This window comes from Acinetobacter sp. NyZ410 (genome assembly GCF_022828975.1).
Lineage (GTDB): Bacteria > Pseudomonadota > Gammaproteobacteria > Pseudomonadales > Moraxellaceae > Acinetobacter > Acinetobacter guillouiae.
Genome location: NZ_CP094620.1, coordinates 4,668,212 through 4,691,033, shown reverse-complemented (window position 1 = coordinate 4,691,033; position 22,822 = coordinate 4,668,212). Strand labels below are relative to the sequence as shown.

Here is a 22,822-nt window from a genome sequence, read left to right as displayed (position 1 = left end):
AAAAACACGACTAAGGTCGGGAAAAGATTGCATGTTCAGGGGTGTAACTCTATAATGCCTGCGATTAAAAACGATCATCAGCTAAACTTGTCAAGCATTTATGCTGTGAGTGGATAAAAAATGAGCCAAACTAGTCGCTTGATTGACCGACGATTAGCAAAAGCTTTGGTCTATTTGCAAGCGTTTATGATTCCTGTTTCAGCCTTGGTAGCGTGGGTCTTGAAAGACTCGACTGCGGCTCTGAGTGCAGCGTTAGGTGCACTGATATGTTGGCTTGCCAGTTGTTATTTTTCTTGGCAGTCGTTTCGAGCAGCAGGGGCACGTGCTTCAAAACAGGTTCTTTCGAACATGTATAGAGGCTTAATGGGCAAATTTGCAATTGTGATCGTTGGTTTCATTTTAATTTTATGCAATGTCAAACCGTTATCTCCGGTGGCATTGTTTTGTGGTTTTATTCTCGTTCAAGCGATGTCGTGGATTGCACCTTTTTGGGTAGCACGACAACAAAAACGAGTATAAGCGCAGCAGAAATTGAAAATTTTTTTGGGGATTAACGAGATATCATGCAGCACGCGATATTCGTTAACTCTATTTATTATTTGACATTGACCAGGTGTGATTTATGGCTGCTGAAGAACATGCCCTGACTTCGACCGAGTATATCAAGCATCACTTGACCAATATGACCTATGGCAAAATGCCAGATGGTACTTGGAAATTGGCTGAAAGTGGTGCAGAAGCTCAACAGATGGGGTTCACTGCTATCCACTTGGATTCAATGGGTTGGTCAATTGGCCTTGGTGTGATTTTCTGTTTGATATTCTGGTGCGTAGCGAAAGCTGCAAACTCTGGTGTTCCTACCAAGTTCCAGTCTGCAATCGAAATGATTATCGAGTTTGTTGACTCAAGTGTTCGTGATACGTTTCATGGTAAATCACGTTTAATTGCGCCTTTAGCCTTGACCATTTTCGTGTGGATTTTCCTCATGAATGCGATGGACTTAATTCCTGTTGACTGGATTCCGTATACAGCTCAATTGATTGGTGCAAACGTATTTGGTATGGACCCTCACCACGTTTACTTCAAGGTTGTTCCATCTACAGACCCTAACATTACCCTTGGTATGTCTTTGTCTGTATTTGCGTTGATCTTGTTCTATAGTATTCGTGAAAAAGGCATCGGCGGTTTCGTTGGTGAATTGGCACTTAACCCATTTAATCCAAGTAACCCAGTTGCAAAAGCGTTATTGATTCCAGTGAACTTAATTCTAGAATTAGTAACATTCCTTGCACGTCCAATTTCATTGGCACTCCGATTATTCGGTAACATGTATGCGGGTGAGTTAATCTTCATTCTTATCGCGTTGTTACCTTTCTGGATCCAGTGGGCGTTGTCTGTGCCTTGGGCTATCTTCCACATTCTTGTTATTACATTGCAAGCCTTCATTTTCATGATGCTAACAATCGTATACTTGAGCATGGCAAGCGAAAAACATTAATGGTATTGCCTAACTGTCATCCGGTGGTTAGGTATAATTTTTTTACTTTAATTTGGTATAAACCTAACCTCTGAGGAATTATCATGGAACTCACTTTAGGTCTAGTTGCAATTGCATCTGCTATCTTGATCGCTTTTGGTGCTTTAGGTACTGCGATTGGTTTTGGTCTTTTAGGCGGCCGTTTCCTTGAAGCTGTTGCTCGTCAACCAGAATTGGCTCCACAACTTCAAACTCGTATGTTCTTAATCGCAGGTCTTCTTGATGCTGTGCCTATGATCGGTGTTGGTATTGGCTTGTTCTTCATCTTCGCTAATCCATTTGTAGGTTAATCAGCTTAATTCCGAAATTCACTATTTGAGGAATTTGCAATGAATATCAACCTCACATTGTTTGGCCAAGCGATTGCATTTGCGATATTTGTCGCATTCTGCATGAAGTTTGTATGGCCACCACTAATCAATGCGATTAGTGAGCGTCAGCGTAAAATCGCTGATGGCTTAAATGCTGCAGAGAAAGCGAAAGCTGATCTTGCTGATGCACAAGCACAAGTTAAGCAAGAAATTGATGCGGCGAAAGCACAAGCGGCTCAATTGATCGAACAAGCGAACCGTCGTGCGGCACAATTGGTCGAAGAAGCGCGTACTCAAGCATCTGCTGAAGGTGAGCGTATTCGTCAACAAGCGAAAGATGCTGTTGACCAAGACATCAATTCTGCTCGTGAAGAATTACGTCAACAAGTTGCTGCTCTTGCAGTTGCTGGTGCAGAGAAAATTCTGAACCAACAAGTTGACGCAGAAGCTCATAATGCCATGCTGAATCAGCTGGCTGCTAAACTTTAAGAGAGGCGAATATGGCTGAATTCTTGACGTTGGCACGCCCATACGCTAAAGCAGCATTTGCTTATGCATCTGAGCAAAATGCAACTGACGCTTGGTCAAATGCATTACAACTGCTCAGTGCTGCGGTGCAAGATGAAGCATTCTCCGCTTATTTAAATCGCCCTGAGTTGACACCTGCAGAGCAGGTTGATCTTTTTGCGAAAGTTTTAGGTAATGAACAAACTGCGGCTGTGTCAAACTTTTTGACACTTCTTGCAGACAATGGCCGTTTAGCATTGTTACCTGAAATTGACACAGAATTTGAGCAACTCAAATCGCAAAATAACAACACTGTAGATGTTGTGATTGAATCCGCTTTTCCATTGGATTCAGTACAAGAACAGAAGTTGGCTCATGCGTTAGAAAAACGCTTGAACAGCGCTGTGAAAGTTACAGTTGAAGTAAATCCAGCATTGATTGCTGGTGTTGTTATTCGTGCAGGCGACCAAGTGATAGATGATTCTGCGCTTAGCAAGCTTGAAAAAATGCGGACTCGTCTTCTAGCGTAATTGTTAAAAATAACTACGTCTAAAGAAGACTGAACTTTAAAAAGATTGAGGTATAGCGCAATGCAACAACTGAATCCATCCGAGATCAGTGCGCTCATTAAACAGCGTATCGGCGATCTGGACACCAGCGCGACCGCTAAGAACGAAGGGACCATTGTTATGGTTTCCGACGGTATTGTGCGTATTCACGGCCTTGCTGATGCAATGTACGGTGAAATGATCGAATTCGACGGCGGCTTATTTGGTATGGCACTGAACCTAGAACAGGATTCAGTGGGTGCCGTTGTCTTAGGTAACTACTTAAGCCTTCAAGAAGGTCAAAAAGCTCGTTGCACAGGTCGTGTATTAGAAGTTCCGGTTGGTCCAGAACTTTTAGGCCGTGTAGTAGATGCTTTGGGTAACCCGATTGATGGTAAAGGCCCTATTGATGCAAAACTTACTGATGCTGTTGAAAAAGTAGCACCAGGTGTAATTTGGCGTCAATCAGTGGATCAACCTGTACAAACTGGTTATAAATCAGTAGATACAATGATCCCTGTTGGTCGTGGTCAGCGTGAGTTGATCATCGGTGACCGTCAAACTGGTAAAACAGCAATGGCGATCGATGCGATCATTGCTCAAAAACAATCAGGCATTAAGTGTGTATACGTTGCGATTGGTCAAAAACAATCAACAATTGCAAACGTAGTACGTAAGCTTGAAGAAACTGGCGCTATGGCGTACACAACTGTTGTAGCAGCTGCTGCAGCTGATCCTGCAGCAATGCAGTATCTTGCTCCATATGCTGGTTGTACAATGGGCGAGTACTTCCGTGACCGCGGTGAAGACGCACTTATCATTTATGATGACTTGTCTAAACAAGCTGTTGCTTACCGTCAAATTTCATTGCTTCTTCGTCGTCCACCAGGTCGTGAAGCTTACCCAGGTGACGTGTTCTATCTTCATTCACGTTTACTTGAACGTGCTTCTCGTGTATCTGCTGACTATGTTGAGAAATTCACTAATGGTGAAGTTAAAGGCCAAACTGGTTCATTAACTGCATTGCCAATTATTGAAACTCAAGCGGGTGACGTATCTGCATTCGTACCGACAAACGTAATTTCGATTACTGATGGTCAGATCTTCTTAGAAACATCATTATTCAACGCAGGTATTCGTCCTGCTGTGAACGCGGGTATCTCTGTATCGCGTGTTGGTGGTTCTGCTCAAACGAAGATCATCAAAAAATTGTCTGGTGGTATCCGTACTGCTTTGGCGCAATACCGTGAATTGGCAGCATTTGCTCAGTTCGCTTCTGACCTTGATGAAGCAACTCGTAAGCAACTTGAACATGGTCAACGTGTAACTGAATTAATGAAGCAAAAACAATATGCTCCATATTCAATTGCTGACCAAGCTGTTTCAATTTATGCATCTAACGAAGGCTACATGGCTGACGTTGAAGTGAAGAAAATCGTAGACTTTGATACTGCGTTAATTTCTTACTTCCGTTCAGAGCATGCTGCGTTAATGCAAAACATCGATGAAACTGGTAACTACGACAAAGACATCGAAGCTGCAATCAAAGCAGGTATTGAAAGCTTTAAAGCGACTCAAACTTACTAATTTCAATGTATGTTGTTGTTAGTTATGGTTTGGTTCACGGATCAACCTTCGGAAGCTCGAAAGGGCTTTCGAATACTAGGTTAAGCGTATGGCAAATTTAAAAGAAATTCGCGCCAAAGTAGCTAGTATCAAGAGCACGCAAAAGATTACTCGCGCGATGCAAATGGTAGCAGCTTCTAAGATGCGTCGTGCGCAAGAGCGCATGGCTCAGGGCCGTCCGTATGCCGAAAATATGCACCGTGTAATTGCTCATTTGGTCCAAGCGAATCCTGAATACAAACATCGCTATATGGTTGAACGCCCTGTAAAACGCGTTGGCTATATCATTGTTTCTTCAGATCGTGGTCTTGCTGGTGGTTTGAACATTAACTTGTTCAAAAAAGTGGTAAAACACGTACAACAGCAACAAGAGCAGTCAATTGAAGTTCAATTTGCTTTAATTGGTCAAAAAGCGGTTTCGTTTTTTAAAAACTACGGCGGTAAAGTACTTGGCGCAACTACGCAAGTAGGTGATGCTCCAAGTCTTGAACAGTTAACTGGTTCTGTACAGGTGATGTTAGATGCATTTGATAAAGGCGAGTTAGATCGCATTTATCTTGTGTCAAACGGCTTTGTCAATGCCATGACTCAAAACCAAAAAATCGAACAACTTGTTCCATTAGCTGCGGCTGATACGGACGAGGATCTTAACCGTCAATATGGTTGGGATTATCTATATGAACCAGAAGCTGAAGAGCTTTTAAATGGTTTATTGGTTCGTTACATTGAGTCTATGGTTTATCAAGGTGTGATTGAAAACATCGCATGTGAGCAGTCTGCTCGTATGGTTGCAATGAAAGCTGCAACTGACAACGCAGGTGATCTTATCAAGAGCCTACAACTCATTTATAACAAGCTGCGTCAAGCCGCGATTACTCAGGAAATTTCTGAGATCGTTGGTGGTGCCGCTGCCGTTTAACATTATTTTGAATTGAGGAGACAGCAATGAGTAGCGGTCGTATCATTCAGATCATCGGCGCGGTTATCGACGTCGAGTTTGAACGCAATAGCGTTCCTAAGATCTATGACGCTCTCCAAGTTGACGGTACTGAAACTACTTTAGAAGTTCAGCAACAACTTGGTGATGGTGTAGTTCGTACCATCGCAATGGGATCTACAGAAGGTCTTAAACGTGGTCTAAACGTATCTAATACTGGTGCACCTATTTCTGTACCTGTAGGTACTGCATGTTTAGGTCGTATCATGGACGTTCTTGGTCGCCCAATCGACGAAGCTGGTCCAGTTGCGACTGAAGCGCGTTTGCCGATTCACCGTCAAGCACCTTCTTATGCTGAACAAGCTGCTTCTACTGACCTTTTAGAAACTGGTATTAAAGTCATTGACTTACTTTGCCCGTTTGCTAAAGGTGGTAAAGTTGGTTTATTCGGTGGTGCCGGTGTTGGTAAAACTGTAAACATGATGGAATTGATCAACAACATCGCGAAAGCTCACTCAGGTTTATCTGTGTTTGCTGGTGTTGGTGAGCGTACTCGTGAAGGTAATGACTTCTACCACGAGATGAAAGATTCTAACGTTCTTGACAAAGTAGCAATGGTCTACGGTCAGATGAATGAGCCACCGGGTAACCGTTTACGCGTAGCGTTAACTGGTTTGACCATGGCTGAATACTTCCGTGATGAGAAAGATGAAAACGGTAAAGGCCGTGACGTATTGTTGTTCGTTGACAACATTTACCGTTACACATTGGCTGGTACTGAAGTATCTGCTCTTTTAGGTCGTATGCCATCTGCAGTAGGTTACCAACCGACGCTTGCAGAAGAGATGGGTGTTCTTCAAGAACGTATTACATCGACTAAGTCTGGTTCGATTACATCTATCCAAGCGGTATATGTACCTGCCGATGACTTAACAGATCCATCGCCTGCAACTACATTTGCTCACTTAGATGCAACTGTAGTATTGAGCCGTGACATCGCATCTTCTGGTATTTACCCAGCGATCGATCCACTTGACTCTACTTCACGTCAGTTAGATCCACTTGTTGTTGGTGCTGAGCATTATGAAATTGCACGTTCTGTACAGAACGTATTGCAACGTTATAAAGAGCTTAAAGACATCATCGCAATCTTGGGTATGGACGAGTTAGCAGAAGAAGATAAGTTGATTGTTTACCGTGCGCGTAAAATCCAACGTTTCTTCTCTCAACCGTTCCACGTAGCTGAAGTGTTTACTGGTGCTCCTGGTAAACTTGTACCACTTAAAGAAACAATTCGTGGCTTTAAAGGTCTTCTAGCTGGTGAATACGATCACATCCCAGAACAAGCGTTCTATATGGTTGGTGGTATTGACGAAGTGATCGCTAAAGCCGAGAAGCTTTAATTAGCAACTCTAATTTAGGAGATTCACATGTCGACTATGCAATGTGATGTTGTAAGTGTTAAAGAGTCTTTGTACTCAGGCACTGTGACAATGCTTATCGCAAAAGGTGCTGGCGGTGAATTGGGTATCATGCCTGGTCACGCTCCGTTAGTCACTTTGCTCAAGCCGGGCGCAATTCGCGTTCTGCTTGAAAACGGTACAGAAGAGTTAATCTATGTATCTGGTGGTGTTCTAGAAGTTCAACCGCATGTTGTTACTGTGCTTGCAGATACTGCAGTTCGTGCTGACAACTTAGATGAAGCTGCAATTCTTGAAGCACGTAAAAATGCTGAACAATTGCTTGCAAATCAAAAAAGCGATTTGGACTCTGCTGCTGCTTTGGCTGCTCTTGCAGAAACTGCCGCTCAGTTGGAAACCATCCGCAAAATCAAAAACCGCGCGCTATAAGACGCTGTTTGAGATTGAAAAACCACCCGCGAGGGTGGTTTTTTTATGCGATTAATTTATGGAGGGTTCAAATTTATATCGGTTCAACATGGTAGGAGCTTATTCTTGGGGGGTGTCCAATAAAAATTGTGTTTGTATAAATTGACTATAATCATCCCCCAAAGGTAATTCATAGTCTTTAAAAATGTGTCGACGAGTTGATACTGTCGACTGTTTAGTTTTCGGATTAAAACCACTTTTTTCAATTTCTGTCCAATATAAACCTGTGCCACGCTTTTGCCATGATGGCAATTCATTGAAGTTAATGTCACGGCTAAAGAGTAAATCATGCTTCTCTTGGCGAGATAATCCTTTTACTTGGTCGGTTGCATTTTTTACATTTTCTCCTTCCTTGCGCAACATCCAATAGCAATGTGCATTGAGTGCGTTGCGATGAGCATCTTCATGACGCCAACGAAAATAATCTTCAACAGTTTTTGCATTGGGCAGTATACAAATTCGAGCATCAAAAGTTGCCATCTCACCATGTAATACACTGAATTTTGCACTGGCTTCTGCGGCTAAAATAGAAATAATTTTTCGTGTTTTACGATTAAAGCTGTCATCTTTTAAATGAAACAGTAAGGAGATTTCATCGCTTTGTGTATAGCCATAAATAATATTAAAACCACATTGCATTAAGTGAGCTGTTGTTTCGACCATCAAGTCCCTAAAACGAAGGTCAAAGGGCGCTTCAAATTTCCAAATATCATTGGTGAGTTTGGTAAAGCCACGTCCATCCAAACGCACAACGATATATTGTTCTGGTGGTACACAGAAATCATAAGCTGTTTCATAAACACGTAATCGTGTATCTAGATCATCAAATCTCATGGTTAAACTTCTTCGTTGTTCTCATGCTAAAGTTATATTTCATCACTGACTAGTTTTAGCATAATCTAAACAATAAAAAAGGATATATAGAAGAAAATGCACCTCATTGACCAACAAGCGCACTTTTGGGAACTGTATCAAACGCAAGATGACTACTATCTCAGTATTGCCGTAGATATGAGTTCTGTTGTTTCATGTTGGGATATTTATTTAACCGAAGTAGAAATTCTGGCGTATCACAACAAAGGGCGAATTGCGATTGAGGAACTCACCAATTTAATTGTGGCTGAAACCTATCGTGGAGATTTTTCCAATATAGCCGCTCGTAAGGTACCTAAAGAAATACAACAACAGATGCAAACCGCATTTAAAACATGGCGGTTGGCTCAAGATTAAATTTTTTATTCAGTTATGAGAGTAATTGAAAAGCCATTATTTTCTATCATGTTTACTTTAAACAGCGCATCAAACCCTTCTGAACAATTAGGGACTTCTAATTTATAAAAGGTGGCTTTAACGCCTTTTTCAGCAATATTGGCTTTACCCTCACGTTGTGCATTACGCTGTAAAGTACTGTCTAAATCCGTTTCAAAATAATATGAAATGACCTCGAAGCCAGCAGTTTTGGCAAGTTGAATATAACGGGCTCGATCGGCTTTGCTTATATTGGTGTTATCTATCACGATTTTGGTTTTAGAGGCTATAGCTGCTTCAAACAGTATCTTTTCACGATGGCGTGTTTTTAGCATATCGAGATTGATACGTAGATGTGTATGGTAAAAATACTGTTGATAAAAAGTAGATTTACCCGAAGCTTGTACACCTGTGAATAAAATCAGTTGCATGAAACACTACAAAAATACGCTTAATCTGCTATTAAATCATGTTCATGAACTTTGCTACAATCCATTCATTGTTGTAGAAAACCAATAAACTTAAAATGAAAAAATTAGTTCAATGTCGGTATTTATTTTCTGTACTTCTACTGAGTGCTGTTTCAGCATGCCAAAGTCAATTTGTTACCACACCCAATTCACCTACTGAAGCAAGTTTGGTGGCAAATTCAGTGGGGAATGGTTTAGAAACCGAATTAGATATCGATTATGTTGTGGCATTTAAAAATTTGAAAATGGCCTATGGGCAATGTGTTGCGTTTACTGGCGAAAAAGATTTTGTCTTTACTGACAATCGGCTTGAACGAGATTTAGAAATGGGAACCTTGTTTACCCGTACAGAGGGTGGGGCGTATTTATCAAAAACCTTGGTGGAATCCATTGGAAAGAATAAAACTCGTTTAACGCTATTTTTACCCGCAAGTTATAAGCCTGCTCAAGCTCGTTTTAAGTTAGATGCTAAACGCGCGCTAGGACAAGATCCATCATGTAATGTCGCAAAGCCAAGCTAAGGCTGGTCTGTTCAAATTTAATTAATGCTGTTCAAGTGGCTTGCTCTGTATTTGATCCAGGAATCATCATGCCTGCGAGTTTAAGCATATCTAATTGGATGGTATTCATTTGTTGTTCGATTTTCTTAAAATCAACTTTTGAAATGTCTAAATCACCGTTTAACAATGCTGAGTTAAGCACTTGCTTATTGGCTTGTAGCACTTGTTGGCGGATACCATCAATCTCTTGGCTTTTTAAATCTAATGAAATCAATGCTGTGTTAAAGCCTTGTAGTTCACGGGTCAATGTTTTGACAGATTGTTGCAGTTCAGCTTGATTTTGTGATTGTATGGCTTGTTGTAAATTAGCTTGGCTTTGCTGTAATTTTTCAACATAATCACCAGTTTTCAGCTGTACGTTGGCAACATCACGTGCGATATAAAACATATTGCCTTGTTTTAAATCCTCAGTGCTTTTTGCTGTTGATTGATTATTATTATTTGAGTCGGATGTATTTTCACTCATTTGCGCAGTTTCAATCGCTTGAGCGCCATCTTGTTGACGTGATTGTTCAGCGGCTTGATTACAGCCTAGCAGTAACATGCCAGAAATAAAAATAACAAAAGGCAAAACCGCACCTTGTAAAAGCTTTTTCATCGTTGTCCAAAAGTAATTTAATCGGTTATGGATTGACTATAATTTGCAAAAGTGTAGAGATTGAGGATTGTTGCAAAGGGCATACAGTCTGTAACTTTAGAGATTCATTTCTACTCAAGCAAAAGCAAAAAAGAATGCATTTTTAGACTCTATTGAAGATGGTTGAAATTTTAAATTGTGAATAAAGCTAGAGGGATTTTGATCGAAAATATAAAATTTTCGATCAAAACTGCAAAATATAAAAATTTATTTAAAGCATAGTGCTTTTAATGCTCAATCTATTTTGCTAATTCAGCTTCAATCGCAGATGTAATTCGTGGATCATCAGCAGTGATATCTGGTGCAAAACGTGCCACGATTTCACCATTTTTACCGATTAAGAATTTTTCAAAGTTCCAAAGGACTTCAGGTTTTGGGTTTGGTGTTAGGCCATAATCGACTAAGTCTTTCCACCAAGGGCCTTCACCAATACGCTCAGGGATTGCATGAATTAAGCTGTCATAAAGTGGGTGCTTATCATCACCTGCAACTGAAATTTTAGCAAAAAGTGGGAAGTCGACATTGTAAGTTAAAGAGCAAAATTGCTCGATTTCATCATTTGTTCCAGGCTCTTGCGCAAGAAAGTTATTTGCCGGAAAGCCGAGGATTTCTAAACCTTGATCTTTCTTTTCAGTATATAGTTTTTCTAAACCTTCATATTGTGGAGTAAGGCCACATTTAGATGCAACGTTAACGATTAAAAGAACTTTACCTTGATATTGATTCAAGGTCGTCGCTTCACCTTTGATGGTATTGACTGGAATGTCATAAACGGAATTGCTCATAGGGGGTATCCTTAAAAATCAAAAGACAGTGATTAGAAATATGTCTAATGTTTTAGCGATATTCCAAGATTTCAGCAAGTTACATTTGTATATAAGTGTAATAAAAAAAGCAGATCATAGGATCTGCTTTTAAAAACTGCATCAAATTTAATCGATTATGGTGCAGCGTTTGCTTTGGCTTGAAGTGCTTGCATTTCAGTTAACAGGCTTTGTTGTAACTCAGTACCTTTCTTTTGTAGTTCCATGATTTTTTGTGGATCTGGTGAAGTCGCTAAACCAGCTTCAGACATTTCAACGCCTAGGTTATTTGACTCTTTCATTTTGTCACGTACAGATGCAACTTCAGTACTTTTAAGTGCTAAACCATCAAGATCTTTGTTGAAACCGTCCACATAAGTTTTCATTTTATCGACAACACCTTTCAGTGCATCTTTATCACCCTTTTGTGCAGCTTGCATCACTTCTGTTTGGAAGTTCAAAGCTTCTTTAGCTTTCGCTGTAGACATTGTTTGAAGTGCAGTTAAATCGCTTTTGATATCAGCAGTATTGTTGGTACTTAAAGAAACCGCAGCTGCAGCAGGTTTGCTCTCAGTTCCTGAAGCTGAATCAGCTGGTTTTTTATCACATGCAGTTAAAGCAAACGCTGAAGCACATAGTGTAGCTAGTAGTAATTTTTTAATTTATTCGAACCCTTCATTATTTAAAATTCTTATGAATTTGACGGTAATATATACAAATTCAAAAAGTTATATGCTTAATCTAGAGCATAAGATGCAAAATGCACAATTTTAAGGCAATTTTCCATAGTATTTTTGTATATAAACTTATCAATAAAGTGGAAATGGATTGTTTGAAAAATGTCCTAATCTCAAAGATTTCGCATCTGTGCTGGGGTTTGATGGGTATAACGTTTAAAAAACTCAATGAAGCTGGACGTGTGTTGATAGCCGAGATCTAAGCTAATTTTTTTAATTGAGACGCCTTGTTGGATCAATGAAATTGCATAAATAATCTTGGCGCGATTACGCCATTCAGACAGCGAAAGTTTAAGGTGCTCTTGGCTAAGTCTAAGTGCGTGCCGTTCAGTAATTTGGAAAGTATCGAGTATTTCTTGAAGGCTTTGGGGAAAGCGTGTTGTATCCGACAAATGCTCAAGAATAGGCTTGAGTGTGGGATGGTTGGTTTGTGGTAAATAATGCTCATAACACACACTATTTTGGATTTGATCGACCAACAGTTCTAATAAGTGTTGATAATAGGGAGATGATGGAATCCCTTGTTTCTGCTGCTCTAAAACTTCTTCAATGGTATGACGTAAAAAGGGGCGAATACTTAAAGTCTTTGTGCTTTGGGATAAGCTTTGACAAAGCTGAGGATGAATACGGATACAGATGTAATGCGTCAGTTGATCATCCACAGCTGTACAACAATGTTCGGTTTGCGGTGGAATCCACAAACCATAACTTGGTGGAGACAGATAGGTTTGTTCTGCGACATTGAGTTCTAAAGTCCCATTTAAACTCAAATTAAAATCACCCCATAAATTTGAATGGGGTGTAACGACATCATGCTTTTGGTAGAAAAATTCTTCTACAGAAATCAGCGCTGAATACATGGTTGAAAAGACTTAACTCTCACATTGGATGGCAGTGTTTTCAGCTTTGGGGTTATTTAATCCACGACTCAGCGTGAAGATTGAAATAAAGGCCAAAAGAATAAAACTCAGTACACTATACAATAAAATGTTGGCATTAAAATGGTCAACAACATAGCCACCGATTAAAGCACCTGTTGCAATCATGACTTGGAAGAAACCAACAAATAAGGGCATGCCTTTTTCTACAGCTTGAGGGGCGTGTAAAAACATCCAAATATTGGCAGTGGTTGGAAATGCACCAAATGCAAAGCCCCAAAGCGCTGTAAGAATAAAGGCGCCTGATGGATGAATGGCAAATAGAGGAAAGCCAAAAAATACAACCGCAAAACAGATGGCAACGAATGCAAAGGTATAACGTACATTCAAATTACCGCTATAACCAGCAAAAGCATTCCCAAAAATACCTGCGATACCAAATAATAACAGTAGAGAACTGATGGTTGCGCTGTCAAAGCCTGCTGAATTTTTAAAGAACGGGGTCAGATAGCTATATGATGAAAAATGAGCTAAACCAATCAACAAAATAATAATCAAACCTTGTCTGGCTTTACTGATTCTTAGCAATGCAGGTAAGTCTTTAAAATGAATGGCAGATTCTGGTTTTAAACTTGGGATAAATTTAATCCCCAACAGTAAAACAACGAAGCCGATGGCGGAGGTAATCCCAAATGATGTTCGCCAGCCATATGCATCACTTAGCCATGTCCCAATCGGTACACCAAGAACAGTGGCTAAAGTTACCCCAGCCATGACAGTTGCTGTTGCTTTCGCAATGGGTAAATGGGTTGGTGCTAAACGGCCACTTAAGGCAATCGCAGTCGCCCAGAATCCACCAATCGCAAATCCAAGAATAAAACGGCTCAGCAATAAAATTTCAAAAGTTGATGCAATTGCAGTGATGGCATTGGCAAACACCATCGTTGCAGACAGTGCCAGAAGTAAGTAACGCCGATCTAAATTTTTGACTAGAACCGGAAGGAGTGGTGCTGCTATGGCGGCCATGATCCCTGGGAGGGTAATCATCAAACCTGCTGTACCAACAGATACATGCAAATCACTGGAAATATTGTTGAGGACACCAATTGGGAGAAACTCACTGGTGACCAAAGCAAAAGCAGTAATTGCAACGGTTAATAGCGCCAACCAGCTCCCTTGGCTACTGGGGGGAATCTCAGAGGGCTGTGGTTCTGAAACTTCTGATTGCATCATATTCATGAAGATATATTCCTGCTGTAAAGCGAAAGCATATGGAGGTATTTTTTAATTCATTAACGATCGTTATAAAAATAAAATATTTGATTAATTTTGTGTTGTCAATTAATTTAATAATGTTCGTTATAAAAATATATGTGAAAGTTATGGCTGATTCTGAAAAACATGCTTTAGTCGCTGAAAAACAAGCACCTAAGCGTGGGCGTGGTCGTCCTAAATGTTTTGATGAACAACAAGCGCTACAAAAAGCCATGTTGTTGTTCTGGGAATATGGCTATGAATCCACATCGATGAGCGATTTAACCAAAGCCTTAAATCTTACTGCACCCAGTATCTACAGTAGTTTTGGTGATAAATCACAGCTGTTTCATGCCTGTTTGGAATACTACTTAAAGCATGAGGCATGTCCTTTGGAAGTTATTTTTCAACAAGCCAAAACAGCAAAAATCGCTATTGAAATTTATTTGTATGAAAACCTCAAAAAACTGGTTCAACAGAATAAACCGACAGGTTGTATGTTGGTGACCGCAACCATGAATTGTTCACAAGAACATGCACCGATTCAGCATGATCTCTTGCTGAAAAGACAACAAGTCAAAGAAAATATCTACCAACGTTTGCAACAGGGTGTCAAAGAAGGTGACTTAAATCCACATGCCAATATTCAAGCGATGACAGATTATTATTCAACGGTGATTCAAGGTTTAACCATGCAAGCTCGTGATGGGGTTAGTGCTGAACAATTACAAAGTGTGGTGACTTTGGCAATTAAAACTTGGGAATTATTCTAAGTTTAAAAACGCATAAAATAGCATTTGTCTGAAAAGCCCTATAGATGTCTGAAATGCCATATTTAAATTTATTCCGACTTCATCGATAATCATTTCCAGATCCTATTCGACAGTCAAAATTATGTATAGCAATTCAAAACCCATGTGGTGGCCAATCAGTTTACCGATCATTGCAGTATTGATTTGGTCAATGAATATTGCAGTTACACGTTATGTTTCGGATTATATTTCACCTGTCAGTATTAGCTTTTATCGCTGGTTAGTGGCATTTATTATTTTGACTCCATTTATGTTGCCCCAAGTGTGGAAGCAACGTCATTTGGTTAAACAACATTTTATGCAATTTGTGGTGCTGAGTGCTTTTGGTATGTTCTTGTATCAAGGCTTGGCCTATAGTGCAGCGCATTACACCACAGCAACCAATATGGGCATTATCAACGCCTTTATTCCGGTATTTACCATTTTTGTTTCGATTCTTATTTTACGTGAAATTCCCAATCGCTTTGCTGTTGTCGGCAGTATCTTATCTTTTCTTGGTTTGCTGTATGTGATTGGCCGAGGGGATTTTAGCAACTTGACTCAATTGGCAGGGCACTCTGGTGATTTGATCATGGTCTTGGCCGTGTTCTTTTATGCTTTTTATGGGGTCTTTCTAAAAAAATGGCAATTGAAAGTTCCATTACTGCTGAGCCTCTATGTGCAAATTGCGTTGACCTTGGTCTACCATTTACCATTTGTGCTTTATTATGGCATTGATGCGATTAACCAAGGCAATGTTGCCAGCGTTTTATATGCGGGTATATTACCTTCTCTTGTTGCGCCTTTATTGTGGATGATGGCTGTACAATATCTAGGTCCAAATCGAACCAGCATTTTTATGAATTTAATGCCAGTATTTACTGCAATCATTGCCTACTTCTGGCTGCATGAGGCTTGGACGATGTCGCATACGATTGGTGGTATTGTTATTTTAGTGGGAATTGCATTGGCACAAAAAAAGTCACTTAGTGTCAAAAAAAGTACATTATTGAGTTAAAATTCAAAGTATTTTGGGTGAAAAATGTTCATTTAAAAACTTATTTTTTACCCTTTTAAAGTATTAAATCTGAGCAAAATTTGTTTTTTAATTAGTGATTTACCTGTTAAAAATGCAAATAGTAAAACAAATTTAAACACTTAGTTTTATTATTGAAATTCCAGTTATTTTCAATTCACTTAAATGAACAGATCTTGCTCAGAAGAATATATTTGTATTCAAAAAAAATTTATAGGATAATATTTTCATCGTAGCGAATTAAGAATTTCTTAATTAAATTGTTCTACACTGAATTTTTCATACCCTCTGGATGTGTTTAACGCATCCTTTTTTATACTCAGCCAACCCTATATGTGGCTGAGTTTTTTTTTGCTTTTTTATTGGCAATATTTAAGTTCATGATTGAGTGAATATTTTAAAGTGCTTAAGCGCGAATCACTTGCGCTGTAGATGCGTCAATGATTTTGCTTGGCTCGCGACTTAAACCAAGATCACCATTTAAATAATTCAATTCCGAACCAAAATATTGACTGGCTTGTTGTAAAGATCTTGCTGGTTCTAAACCTGCCGAATTTGCACTGGTCGACACAATAAAACCATTAAAGGCATTACATAAGGCAATGCACAAAGGGTGATTGGTTACACGAACTGCAACCTGAGCATGCTGGCCTTTAATCCATTGTGGAATTTTATCATCAGCTGGAAGTAGCCAAGTTGTTGCCCGTTCTGTTCTAGAGCGTTGCGTCCATGATTGAATGATTTGTTCACGAATAATAGGGTCAATTTCTGTTAATAGATGCTCAACTTGTGAGAGCTGTCCTGCCAATAAAATCACGCCTTTCTCTATAGGGCGTTGTTTAAGCCTTAAAATTTCTAAAAAAGCCTGTTCATTGAACGGATCACAGCCTAAACCCCATACTGCCTCTGTTGGATAAGCCAAGACTTTACCTTGTTGAAGAATTTGTGCAGCTTCAGCAACTGAGGTTGTAATCATCTATGTTTACCTTGCCATTTCGTGGAATAAGCTACTATTGTGAACCTTAATAACTGACTCGGCAACGTAAGTACAGCCCAGATTGTTGAATACAGTGACCCAAAAGTTCTAATTCCATAAGATCGCTTGTGAGTTGTGCAATGTCTAAATTTGCGCTTTGAGCAAGCGTATCTAAGTCTTGCCCAATCCAATCCAGCAACTGATATAGCTTAAATAAATGTTCGGGAATTTCTGGCATTGGGGAGCGTGATTCAGACTGTTGTGCGCAATGCCATTGGGTGGGAAGTGCTAAATCTTCAACAATCTGTTCTGGATGATCAACCAGAATGGCTCCTTCACGAATGAGCTGATGACATCCTTGATGATGCTCTCCATAAATATGTCCCGGAATTGCAAAAATCACTTTACCTTGTTCTGCGGCAGCTTGTGCAGTAATCAGTGAACCACTACCAAGTTGGGCTTCTGCGACAACAACACCTAAGCTCAAACCACTGACTATTCGATTTCGATAGGGGAAATTGCGCTGAATAGGCTGAGTTTCTGGTAGGTATTCAGTCAGGATTGTTCCTGCATGCTGCAAAATTTGTTCTTGTAACTGTTTATTTTGACTAGGATAAACCAGATCTAAGCCTGTGCCGATCACCGCGATGGTTCGATGGTGTTTTAGCCCACCCATATGTGCAGCGGCATCAATTCCCAGTGCTAGGCCACTGGTAATAAAAAAGCCCTTTTCACTCAAATAGTAAGCAAAATCATAAGCCACTTGTTTGCCATGCGGACTAGGCTTTCGGCTACCCACGATGGCGATTTGCGCTTGACTTAGATTCTGAAATGCACCTTTACCAAATAGAATTGGCGGATGATCAGGATAAGGTAACAGTTGTTGAGGATAATGAGGGTCGGTATCTAAAAGAATAAAATCTGTATGTTGTTGAATTTTATCGAAGCAAACTTGAAATTTGGATTGCCCAAGCACAGTAAGAAATTCACTGGCTCTTTCAAGATGGTTTTTATGAATTTTGGCTTCAGACCAGCGGTTTAAATTTTCAGCTTGCAGCGCTTTTGTGATAGAACCAAAGTGTGTTTCTAATTTACGAAAAGCGCTGAGCGAATGTTGAACCAAATACCAAAGTCTGATGGCATCATATTGGTCATTGGATATCTGCTTCAACATATTTAAATCACATCATGAAAAACTTAGTTATCTGCAATTGCAGGCGGTTTAATTTCAGCACCCATTTTAATTGGTAAATTACTTTCCAAAATATAGGCATAGCTGAGGTGATCAAAACTCTTAAAGATCATCAGCGTACCAATTTTTTGACTTGGTAATTTCACAGACTCTTTGGTTTTTGGGTCACGGACTGTTTCACCTTGTTGGTAAATACTAAAGACCTGTCCAGGTTTAGCACCTTGTAAGCTCCCACGGTCAATGGTGACTACACTATATTGCGCTGCTGTACCAATTGAACCTTGTACACGAACCACTTTACCGCCATTGGTGACTTCATTGGTGGTGGTTGGATAGAACAAACTTGGCAATTCGGCATCATAGCTTGGTAGGACATAGTCGCCTTTACGCACTTCAGCATTATAACTTTTGGTTAACTCAAGGGTGGTGACATCATTTTCACCAGCCGCCGCAGTTGCAGAAGCAACCTCAGTTAACTCCATGCCCGCATTAAACTTTTTGCCTTCAGCATTGAGGAAAGTATAAGGTTTGCCTTCACGATAGATCCCATAACGTTGACCCACGACTAAGCCATTTCCACGCGCATAAACGGTTTGTCCTGCACCCGTAATCACACGATTATCAGCAGCGCCGATGGTATAAGGGATGTTCTGTAAAGATTCAGGATTGACCACAATACTGTGTTCTAACCATGGTTGAATATCTGATAATGGAATCACTGAAATCGCATTATTTAAGGATTCAACGCGTATTTGAGGGCGTAAAGATGTCCCACCTTGATGACGACGAATAATTCCATCACAACCATCACCTTCATCTACACCAATCAGTGGGCGACCATCTAAAGTACACAACAATAATTTATCGCCAGGATAAATCCAATGTGGATTTTTAACATGCTTATTGCTTGCCCAGATTTCAGGCCAGCGCCAAGGCTTGCTTAAAAATTTCCCTGCAATATCCCATAAAGTATCACCACGTTTCACCACATAGACATTGGGTGCACTGGATTTAAGTGCGGGCGGATTGGTGTTTGGACTTGCGTGTGTGATTTCCATGTAAGTGAATCCTGCACTTAAACATAGTGTCACAGCAAGTAATTGTTTCTTGAACCCCTTGGCATGAAAGTTCGTTATGCCAGTTAAAACCTTTTTCATTATCATAATTCCTAAAATTATGTCTCTATATGCGTTATAATACGCATATTACACACATTTTTTTAATGAAGCATATTCTTCATTTAGTTTTAAGATCAATGGCATAGCAACAGAGGGTACAGTATGGCCTTATTACCTATTTTAAGTTTTCCTGATCCCCGTTTACGCACCATTGCAAAACCTGTCGATGTGGTAACTGATGAAATTCGCCAGTTAGCAGCAGACATGTTTGAAACCATGTATGAAGCGCCAGGTATTGGTCTGGCTGCTACACAGGTCGATCAGCATATTCAGCTTATCGTAATGGATCTGTCTGAAGACAAAGACCAACCTATGGTGTTCATTAACCCCAAAATAACACCGCTTACAGAAGAAACCTTATCTTATGAGGAAGGCTGTCTTTCTGTTCCTCAAATATACGATAAAGTTGAGCGTCCGTCACGAGTTAAAATTGAAGCAATTAACCTTGAAGGTCAAGCTTTTGAAGTCGAAGCGGATGATCTATTGGCGGTATGTATTCAACATGAAATGGATCACTTAAACGGTAAATTATTTGTGGATTACTTATCTCCTTTAAAGCGTCAACGTGCGCGTGAAAAAGTGGAAAAAGTGGTTCGTCAGCGTGAAAAGCAAAAAGTTCCAGCAAAACGTTGATCTGAGTCAGTTGAATTTTAAAAACTTTTAAAATTTTCCTGCAATACAAAGCCCAATTTTGTTTGGGCTTTGTTATACTCTGGCTCGAAAAATGTTGAGACGAACGTTTTGTTGAGAATAGGTTTACTGCTCGGTTTTACCGCAGTTTTTTTACAGATTGCTGTATTTTTACAGCCTTTGCTACCGAAGCAATATCAAATTGCGCCGGTGTGTGAAACTATTACTCAAGCTTTAGTACAAAGTCATTTCTACGAAAAGCATCAACATAGCACCCATCATCAACATCAATCTGCATCTTCTGCACATGAAGCTGCCAGTCATGAGCATCTGTTGGCCCATGCTGAGCATGCAGCGCCAGAGCAACCAAGTTCACATCACCATGATGCGGGTCACCAGTGCCAATACTGTACAGTCTATGGCAATCTGGTTTTACCTCCTGAACTTGAAGTCAAAGAAATATTAGATCGTATTCAAGTGCGACTGGTTGCATTTCAAAAAGCATTTCGACATGTCTATTTTGTATTGCAACGTTTGTTTTTACTTCCCCAAGGTCGAGCCCCGCCACTTTTCGCATAAATCAAAAACTTAATTTTTAGGGTCTTCATTGACTCCAGCCTTGTTTAATTTATGATTTAAGAGAAAGAAAATGGCTCAACCTCAATTCTTTTTACAGCCTTTAGCGGCTGCGGTTTGTGTTGCTTGTTATTCTACAGCGGCATTTGCACACGACCAGGAACATGCATCTCAACTTGCTCCAATCGTGGTTACAGCACAGTTAAATAATGATGCCAATGGTTTGATTATTCATGCTGATCCAAAACAGCCGATTCAACCTGTACCTGCCACAGATGGTGCTGATTATTTGCAAAGTATTGCAGGCTTTAATTCAATTAAAAGCGGTGGAACCAATGGAGATGTCACATTCCGCGGCATGTTTGGTTCACGGATTAAAATTTTAACAGATGGTACCGAAAATTTAGGTGCATGCCCTGCACGCATGGATGCACCTACGTCATATATTCAACCTGAAAGTTTTGACCGTATTTCGGTGGTGAAAGGACCTCAGACGGTTCAATATGCCAATACAGGTTCAGCAGCTACGGTTATTTTTGAACGTCAAAAACCAACCTTAACAGATGATAAAAATTATCAAGGTCAAGCCAGTGTTTTAGTCGGTTCTTTTGGACGTTTGGATCACAACATTGAAGCTGCTGTAGGTGACAGTAAAAAATATATGCGTATCAATGCCAATCGTTCTGAGTCAAACAGCTATGAGGATGGTGATGGTAATAAAGTGCCTTCTTCTTGGGAGCGCTGGAATACCGATTTAGCCTTAGGCTGGACACCCGATGAAGATACATGGGTTGAACTGACGGGTGGTAAAGCCGATGGTGAGGCTGAATACGCAGGCCGAACCATGGATGGTTCTCAATTTGCACGTGAAAGCTTAGGCTTACGAGTTGAAAAGAAGAATTTAAGCCCTGTGATTAAAAAGCTCGAAGGGCAAGTGAACTATAGTTATAACGACCATATTATGGATAACTTTAGTTTACGTACACCACCAATGACACATGATATGAATACACATCAAATGTTGTCGAATCCAATGGCAATGCAGGTGACACGCCGTACTTTAAATAGTCGTTTAGCCATGACCAGTGAATGGGATAAGCTCAGTTTAATTACTGGGGTGGATTCTCAGCTGAACAAACATGGTGGCAGTATGTCATCACCCACCATGCCATCCATGAATGTTGCATTTAGAGAGGATATGCGCTTCCAATCTTATGGTGCTTTCGGAGAAATGACCTATCAATTTAATGATGCTTATAAATTGGTGACAGGTGCACGAATTGATCAAGTTAAAATTGATGCATTAAAACTGAATGATCAACGTAAAGAAACTTTGCCAAGTGCATTTATTCGTTTAGAAAATCAATCTCCTGAACATAATGCCAAATCTTATATTGGTTTAGGTTATGTGGAACGTGTTCCAGATTATTGGGAGCTATTCAGTACTGCACATGGTAATACTGGTATGTCTAAACCGACGTTTAATGATTTAAACACTGAAAAAACTTTACAGTTGGATCTCGGTTATCAATACCAACATGATGTATTGAGTGTATGGACATCAGCATATGCAGGGCTGATTAATGACTTTATTTTATTGAGTTATCATAATCATCCAAAAGCTGGAATGGGTGGGCATGATCACGGTTCTTCATTCAGTGCTGGGGCAAAAAATGTCGATGCAACTATCGCGGGTGCTGAAGCGGGGATCGGTTATCAATTTACTGATGCGATTCAAGCGGATTTAAGTGCAATGTATGCATGGGGCGAAAATACCGATACACATAAACCATTGCCACAAATTGCGCCTTTAGAAGGTCGTTTGAATTTACGTTATGTTCAAGATAAATATTCTTTAGGTTTATTATGGCGTGCAGTGGCGAAACAAGATCGTATTAGCTTAAATCAAGGTAATATTGTCGGTTATGACACTGGTGAAAGTAAAAGCTTTACCACCTTGGCATTGAATGCGTCATATAACATTCAAAAAGATCTAAATCTTGCTGTTGGTGTCGACAATGTCTTAGATAAAACCTATACCGAGCATTTAAACAAATTGGGTGTAGGTGCGGATGGTCAAGTCGGTACTCAACAATTTAATAATACAGGGCGTAACTATTGGGCTCGTATTAGCATGAAATTTTAATTGATTTAAAACTGATTTTTTACAGAAATATGAGGATGTTCTATGAGTAATGACAGTAATAAGTTGTCACCTGAAAAATCGTTTTGGGGATGGAAATTGCTGATTATCGCAATTATTTTAAGCTGTATTTTTATGGGAATCTTCTATTTGGCGATTACCAACGAGCCTGACTATATGCCAAGCCAAAAACAGAATGCAGCTCAGCAACATGATATGTCTAAGATGAGTCATGAAAGTATGCCAAACATGGATCATTCAGCTTCCGAAGCAAAGCATTCTCATTGATCAATGGGTAATGTGACGCGAAGTCATGTAATGTGAAACAAGGGGAGGCCAATTGGCTTCCCTTTATTTT

27 protein-coding genes are annotated in these 22,822 nt (G+C 39.9%); 17 read left to right on the top strand and 10 right to left on the bottom strand.

All coding sequences use genetic code 11. The annotated features are described in order from the left end of the window. The first annotated feature begins 120 nt into the window (after positions 1 to 120). The 9 genes from MTO68_RS22175 (at position 121) to MTO68_RS22135 (ending at position 7,316) form a co-directional block, all read left to right on the top strand. Positions 121 to 519 carry an ATP synthase subunit I gene (locus MTO68_RS22175; protein WP_004723429.1) on the top strand — a complete coding sequence of 133 codons (399 nt, stop codon included), beginning with the start codon at positions 121 to 123 and terminating at the stop codon, positions 517 to 519. Between the two features lie 103 nt (positions 520 to 622). Further along, positions 623 to 1,498: a F0F1 ATP synthase subunit A gene (gene atpB, locus MTO68_RS22170; RefSeq protein ID WP_004723427.1), complete on the top strand. Its 876-nt coding sequence runs from the start codon at positions 623 to 625 to the stop codon at positions 1,496 to 1,498. Positions 1,499 to 1,581: 83 nt separating this feature from the next. After that, complete coding sequence (gene atpE / locus MTO68_RS22165) at positions 1,582 to 1,827, top strand: F0F1 ATP synthase subunit C (RefSeq protein WP_000424060.1); 246 nt, start codon at positions 1,582 to 1,584, stop codon at positions 1,825 to 1,827. A 39-nt stretch (positions 1,828 to 1,866) separates the two neighbouring features. After that, entirely contained in the window at positions 1,867 to 2,337 is a 471-nt protein-coding gene (locus MTO68_RS22160) for a F0F1 ATP synthase subunit B (RefSeq protein WP_004723424.1), read from the top strand. Positions 2,338 to 2,348: 11 nt separating this feature from the next. Further along, positions 2,349 to 2,885 carry a F0F1 ATP synthase subunit delta gene (locus MTO68_RS22155; RefSeq protein ID WP_004823704.1) on the top strand — a complete coding sequence of 179 codons (537 nt, stop codon included), beginning with the start codon at positions 2,349 to 2,351 and terminating at the stop codon, positions 2,883 to 2,885. 60 nt (positions 2,886 to 2,945) lie between these two features. After that, the gene (gene atpA, locus MTO68_RS22150) at positions 2,946 to 4,490 is read left to right on the top strand and encodes a F0F1 ATP synthase subunit alpha (RefSeq protein WP_004723422.1); all 1,545 of its coding nucleotides are present in this window, start codon (positions 2,946 to 2,948) and stop codon (positions 4,488 to 4,490) included. 88 nt (positions 4,491 to 4,578) lie between these two features. Further along, the gene (gene atpG / locus MTO68_RS22145; RefSeq protein WP_004723421.1) at positions 4,579 to 5,448 is read left to right on the top strand and encodes a F0F1 ATP synthase subunit gamma; all 870 of its coding nucleotides are present in this window, start codon (positions 4,579 to 4,581) and stop codon (positions 5,446 to 5,448) included. A gap of 26 nt (positions 5,449 to 5,474) precedes the next feature. Then, entirely contained in the window at positions 5,475 to 6,869 is a 1,395-nt protein-coding gene (gene atpD / locus MTO68_RS22140; RefSeq protein WP_004723420.1) for a F0F1 ATP synthase subunit beta, read from the top strand. A gap of 27 nt (positions 6,870 to 6,896) precedes the next feature. Further along, positions 6,897 to 7,316: a F0F1 ATP synthase subunit epsilon gene (locus tag MTO68_RS22135; RefSeq protein ID WP_004823705.1), complete on the top strand. Its 420-nt coding sequence runs from the start codon at positions 6,897 to 6,899 to the stop codon at positions 7,314 to 7,316. A gap of 99 nt (positions 7,317 to 7,415) precedes the next feature. Here MTO68_RS22135 and MTO68_RS22130 read toward each other — a convergent pair whose 3' ends face one another. Then, on the bottom strand, positions 7,416 to 8,189 hold the full coding sequence (locus tag MTO68_RS22130) for a tRNA(His) guanylyltransferase Thg1 family protein (RefSeq protein ID WP_244014378.1): 774 nt from the start codon (positions 8,187 to 8,189) through the stop codon (positions 7,416 to 7,418). A gap of 96 nt (positions 8,190 to 8,285) precedes the next feature. Between MTO68_RS22130 and MTO68_RS22125 the strand changes: the two genes are divergently transcribed. Then, the gene (locus MTO68_RS22125) at positions 8,286 to 8,585 is read left to right on the top strand and encodes a hypothetical protein (RefSeq protein ID WP_244014376.1); all 300 of its coding nucleotides are present in this window, start codon (positions 8,286 to 8,288) and stop codon (positions 8,583 to 8,585) included. A 5-nt stretch (positions 8,586 to 8,590) separates the two neighbouring features. Here MTO68_RS22125 and MTO68_RS22120 read toward each other — a convergent pair whose 3' ends face one another. Next, complete coding sequence (locus MTO68_RS22120; protein ID WP_004823710.1) at positions 8,591 to 9,034, bottom strand: ATP-binding protein; 444 nt, start codon at positions 9,032 to 9,034, stop codon at positions 8,591 to 8,593. Positions 9,035 to 9,129: 95 nt separating this feature from the next. Between MTO68_RS22120 and MTO68_RS22115 the strand changes: the two genes are divergently transcribed. Further along, a complete protein-coding gene (locus MTO68_RS22115; RefSeq protein ID WP_244014374.1) occupies positions 9,130 to 9,594 on the top strand; it encodes a hypothetical protein in 465 nt (154 codons plus the stop codon). Positions 9,595 to 9,625: 31 nt separating this feature from the next. Here MTO68_RS22115 and MTO68_RS22110 read toward each other — a convergent pair whose 3' ends face one another. The 5 genes from MTO68_RS22110 to MTO68_RS22085 form a co-directional block, all read right to left on the bottom strand. Further along, entirely contained in the window at positions 9,626 to 10,231 is a 606-nt protein-coding gene (locus MTO68_RS22110) for a hypothetical protein (RefSeq protein ID WP_244014372.1), read from the bottom strand. Positions 10,232 to 10,509: 278 nt separating this feature from the next. Continuing rightward, positions 10,510 to 11,055, bottom strand: a complete 546-nt coding sequence (locus MTO68_RS22105) for a glutathione peroxidase (protein ID WP_004723411.1) — start codon at positions 11,053 to 11,055, stop codon at positions 10,510 to 10,512. 155 nt (positions 11,056 to 11,210) lie between these two features. After that, positions 11,211 to 11,735 (bottom strand): hypothetical protein, encoded by a 525-nt coding sequence (locus MTO68_RS22100; protein ID WP_004823717.1) that lies wholly within the window; start codon positions 11,733 to 11,735, stop codon positions 11,211 to 11,213. A 188-nt stretch (positions 11,736 to 11,923) separates the two neighbouring features. Further along, a complete protein-coding gene (locus MTO68_RS22090) occupies positions 11,924 to 12,670 on the bottom strand; it encodes a helix-turn-helix domain-containing protein (RefSeq protein ID WP_105714233.1) in 747 nt (248 codons plus the stop codon). A 12-nt stretch (positions 12,671 to 12,682) separates the two neighbouring features. Continuing rightward, entirely contained in the window at positions 12,683 to 13,921 is a 1,239-nt protein-coding gene (locus tag MTO68_RS22085) for an MFS transporter (RefSeq protein WP_171077806.1), read from the bottom strand. Between the two features lie 149 nt (positions 13,922 to 14,070). Here MTO68_RS22085 and MTO68_RS22080 point away from each other — a divergent pair, with 149 nt between their 5' ends. Beyond that, positions 14,071 to 14,715, top strand: a complete 645-nt coding sequence (locus MTO68_RS22080; protein ID WP_004823720.1) for a TetR/AcrR family transcriptional regulator — start codon at positions 14,071 to 14,073, stop codon at positions 14,713 to 14,715. 142 nt (positions 14,716 to 14,857) lie between these two features. Then, the gene (locus tag MTO68_RS22075) at positions 14,858 to 15,751 is read left to right on the top strand and encodes a DMT family transporter (protein WP_244014366.1); all 894 of its coding nucleotides are present in this window, start codon (positions 14,858 to 14,860) and stop codon (positions 15,749 to 15,751) included. Positions 15,752 to 16,175: 424 nt separating this feature from the next. On the opposite strand, the gene MTO68_RS22070 is transcribed toward MTO68_RS22075, so the two are convergent. The 3 genes from MTO68_RS22070 to MTO68_RS22060 are packed head-to-tail and all read right to left on the bottom strand — an operon-like array spanning position 16,176 to position 19,094. Beyond that, positions 16,176 to 16,745 carry a Sua5/YciO/YrdC/YwlC family protein gene (locus MTO68_RS22070; protein ID WP_096735350.1) on the bottom strand — a complete coding sequence of 190 codons (570 nt, stop codon included), beginning with the start codon at positions 16,743 to 16,745 and terminating at the stop codon, positions 16,176 to 16,178. A gap of 46 nt (positions 16,746 to 16,791) precedes the next feature. Further along, positions 16,792 to 17,919: a DNA-processing protein DprA gene (dprA, locus tag MTO68_RS22065; RefSeq protein WP_244014364.1), complete on the bottom strand. Its 1,128-nt coding sequence runs from the start codon at positions 17,917 to 17,919 to the stop codon at positions 16,792 to 16,794. A 23-nt stretch (positions 17,920 to 17,942) separates the two neighbouring features. Then, positions 17,943 to 19,094, bottom strand: coding sequence for a LysM peptidoglycan-binding domain-containing protein (locus MTO68_RS22060; protein ID WP_004823724.1), 1,152 nt, complete (start codon positions 19,092 to 19,094; stop codon positions 17,943 to 17,945). A 123-nt stretch (positions 19,095 to 19,217) separates the two neighbouring features. Here MTO68_RS22060 and def point away from each other — a divergent pair, with 123 nt between their 5' ends. The 4 genes from def to MTO68_RS22040 all read left to right on the top strand — a co-directional run bounded on the left by def (position 19,218) and on the right by MTO68_RS22040 (position 22,752). Further along, positions 19,218 to 19,748, top strand: coding sequence for a peptide deformylase (def, locus tag MTO68_RS22055; protein ID WP_004723400.1), 531 nt, complete (start codon positions 19,218 to 19,220; stop codon positions 19,746 to 19,748). A gap of 108 nt (positions 19,749 to 19,856) precedes the next feature. Beyond that, positions 19,857 to 20,324 carry a DUF2946 domain-containing protein gene (locus tag MTO68_RS22050; protein WP_244014362.1) on the top strand — a complete coding sequence of 156 codons (468 nt, stop codon included), beginning with the start codon at positions 19,857 to 19,859 and terminating at the stop codon, positions 20,322 to 20,324. A gap of 70 nt (positions 20,325 to 20,394) precedes the next feature. Continuing rightward, positions 20,395 to 22,467, top strand: a complete 2,073-nt coding sequence (locus MTO68_RS22045; RefSeq protein ID WP_244014360.1) for a TonB-dependent copper receptor — start codon at positions 20,395 to 20,397, stop codon at positions 22,465 to 22,467. Between the two features lie 42 nt (positions 22,468 to 22,509). Further along, entirely contained in the window at positions 22,510 to 22,752 is a 243-nt protein-coding gene (locus MTO68_RS22040) for a DUF4199 domain-containing protein (protein ID WP_239044713.1), read from the top strand. Positions 22,753 to 22,822 lie beyond the last annotated feature (70 nt).

Coding starts and splice junctions, on each gene's coding strand:
- MTO68_RS22160 (WP_004723424.1), top strand. CDS start 1,867: ATGAATATCAACCTCACATTGTTTGGCCAAGCGATTGCATTTGCGATA.
- MTO68_RS22060 (WP_004823724.1), bottom strand. CDS start 19,094: ATGAAAAAGGTTTTAACTGGCATAACGAACTTTCATGCCAAGGGGTTC.
- def (WP_004723400.1), top strand. CDS start 19,218: ATGGCCTTATTACCTATTTTAAGTTTTCCTGATCCCCGTTTACGCACC.
- MTO68_RS22075 (WP_244014366.1), top strand. CDS start 14,858: ATGTGGTGGCCAATCAGTTTACCGATCATTGCAGTATTGATTTGGTCA.
- MTO68_RS22120 (WP_004823710.1), bottom strand. CDS start 9,034: ATGCAACTGATTTTATTCACAGGTGTACAAGCTTCGGGTAAATCTACT.
- MTO68_RS22105 (WP_004723411.1), bottom strand. CDS start 11,055: ATGAGCAATTCCGTTTATGACATTCCAGTCAATACCATCAAAGGTGAA.
- atpA (WP_004723422.1), top strand. CDS start 2,946: ATGCAACAACTGAATCCATCCGAGATCAGTGCGCTCATTAAACAGCGT.
- MTO68_RS22090 (WP_105714233.1), bottom strand. CDS start 12,670: ATGTATTCAGCGCTGATTTCTGTAGAAGAATTTTTCTACCAAAAGCAT.
- MTO68_RS22135 (WP_004823705.1), top strand. CDS start 6,897: ATGTCGACTATGCAATGTGATGTTGTAAGTGTTAAAGAGTCTTTGTAC.
- MTO68_RS22040 (WP_239044713.1), top strand. CDS start 22,510: ATGAGTAATGACAGTAATAAGTTGTCACCTGAAAAATCGTTTTGGGGA.
- MTO68_RS22045 (WP_244014360.1), top strand. CDS start 20,395: ATGGCTCAACCTCAATTCTTTTTACAGCCTTTAGCGGCTGCGGTTTGT.
- atpD (WP_004723420.1), top strand. CDS start 5,475: ATGAGTAGCGGTCGTATCATTCAGATCATCGGCGCGGTTATCGACGTC.
- atpB (WP_004723427.1), top strand. CDS start 623: ATGGCTGCTGAAGAACATGCCCTGACTTCGACCGAGTATATCAAGCAT.
- MTO68_RS22175 (WP_004723429.1), top strand. CDS start 121: ATGAGCCAAACTAGTCGCTTGATTGACCGACGATTAGCAAAAGCTTTG.
- dprA (WP_244014364.1), bottom strand. CDS start 17,919: ATGTTGAAGCAGATATCCAATGACCAATATGATGCCATCAGACTTTGG.
- atpE (WP_000424060.1), top strand. CDS start 1,582: ATGGAACTCACTTTAGGTCTAGTTGCAATTGCATCTGCTATCTTGATC.
- MTO68_RS22070 (WP_096735350.1), bottom strand. CDS start 16,745: ATGATTACAACCTCAGTTGCTGAAGCTGCACAAATTCTTCAACAAGGT.
- MTO68_RS22085 (WP_171077806.1), bottom strand. CDS start 13,921: ATGATGCAATCAGAAGTTTCAGAACCACAGCCCTCTGAGATTCCCCCC.
- atpG (WP_004723421.1), top strand. CDS start 4,579: ATGGCAAATTTAAAAGAAATTCGCGCCAAAGTAGCTAGTATCAAGAGC.
- MTO68_RS22155 (WP_004823704.1), top strand. CDS start 2,349: ATGGCTGAATTCTTGACGTTGGCACGCCCATACGCTAAAGCAGCATTT.
- MTO68_RS22080 (WP_004823720.1), top strand. CDS start 14,071: ATGGCTGATTCTGAAAAACATGCTTTAGTCGCTGAAAAACAAGCACCT.
- MTO68_RS22115 (WP_244014374.1), top strand. CDS start 9,130: ATGAAAAAATTAGTTCAATGTCGGTATTTATTTTCTGTACTTCTACTG.
- MTO68_RS22130 (WP_244014378.1), bottom strand. CDS start 8,189: ATGAGATTTGATGATCTAGATACACGATTACGTGTTTATGAAACAGCT.
- MTO68_RS22110 (WP_244014372.1), bottom strand. CDS start 10,231: ATGAAAAAGCTTTTACAAGGTGCGGTTTTGCCTTTTGTTATTTTTATT.
- MTO68_RS22125 (WP_244014376.1), top strand. CDS start 8,286: ATGCACCTCATTGACCAACAAGCGCACTTTTGGGAACTGTATCAAACG.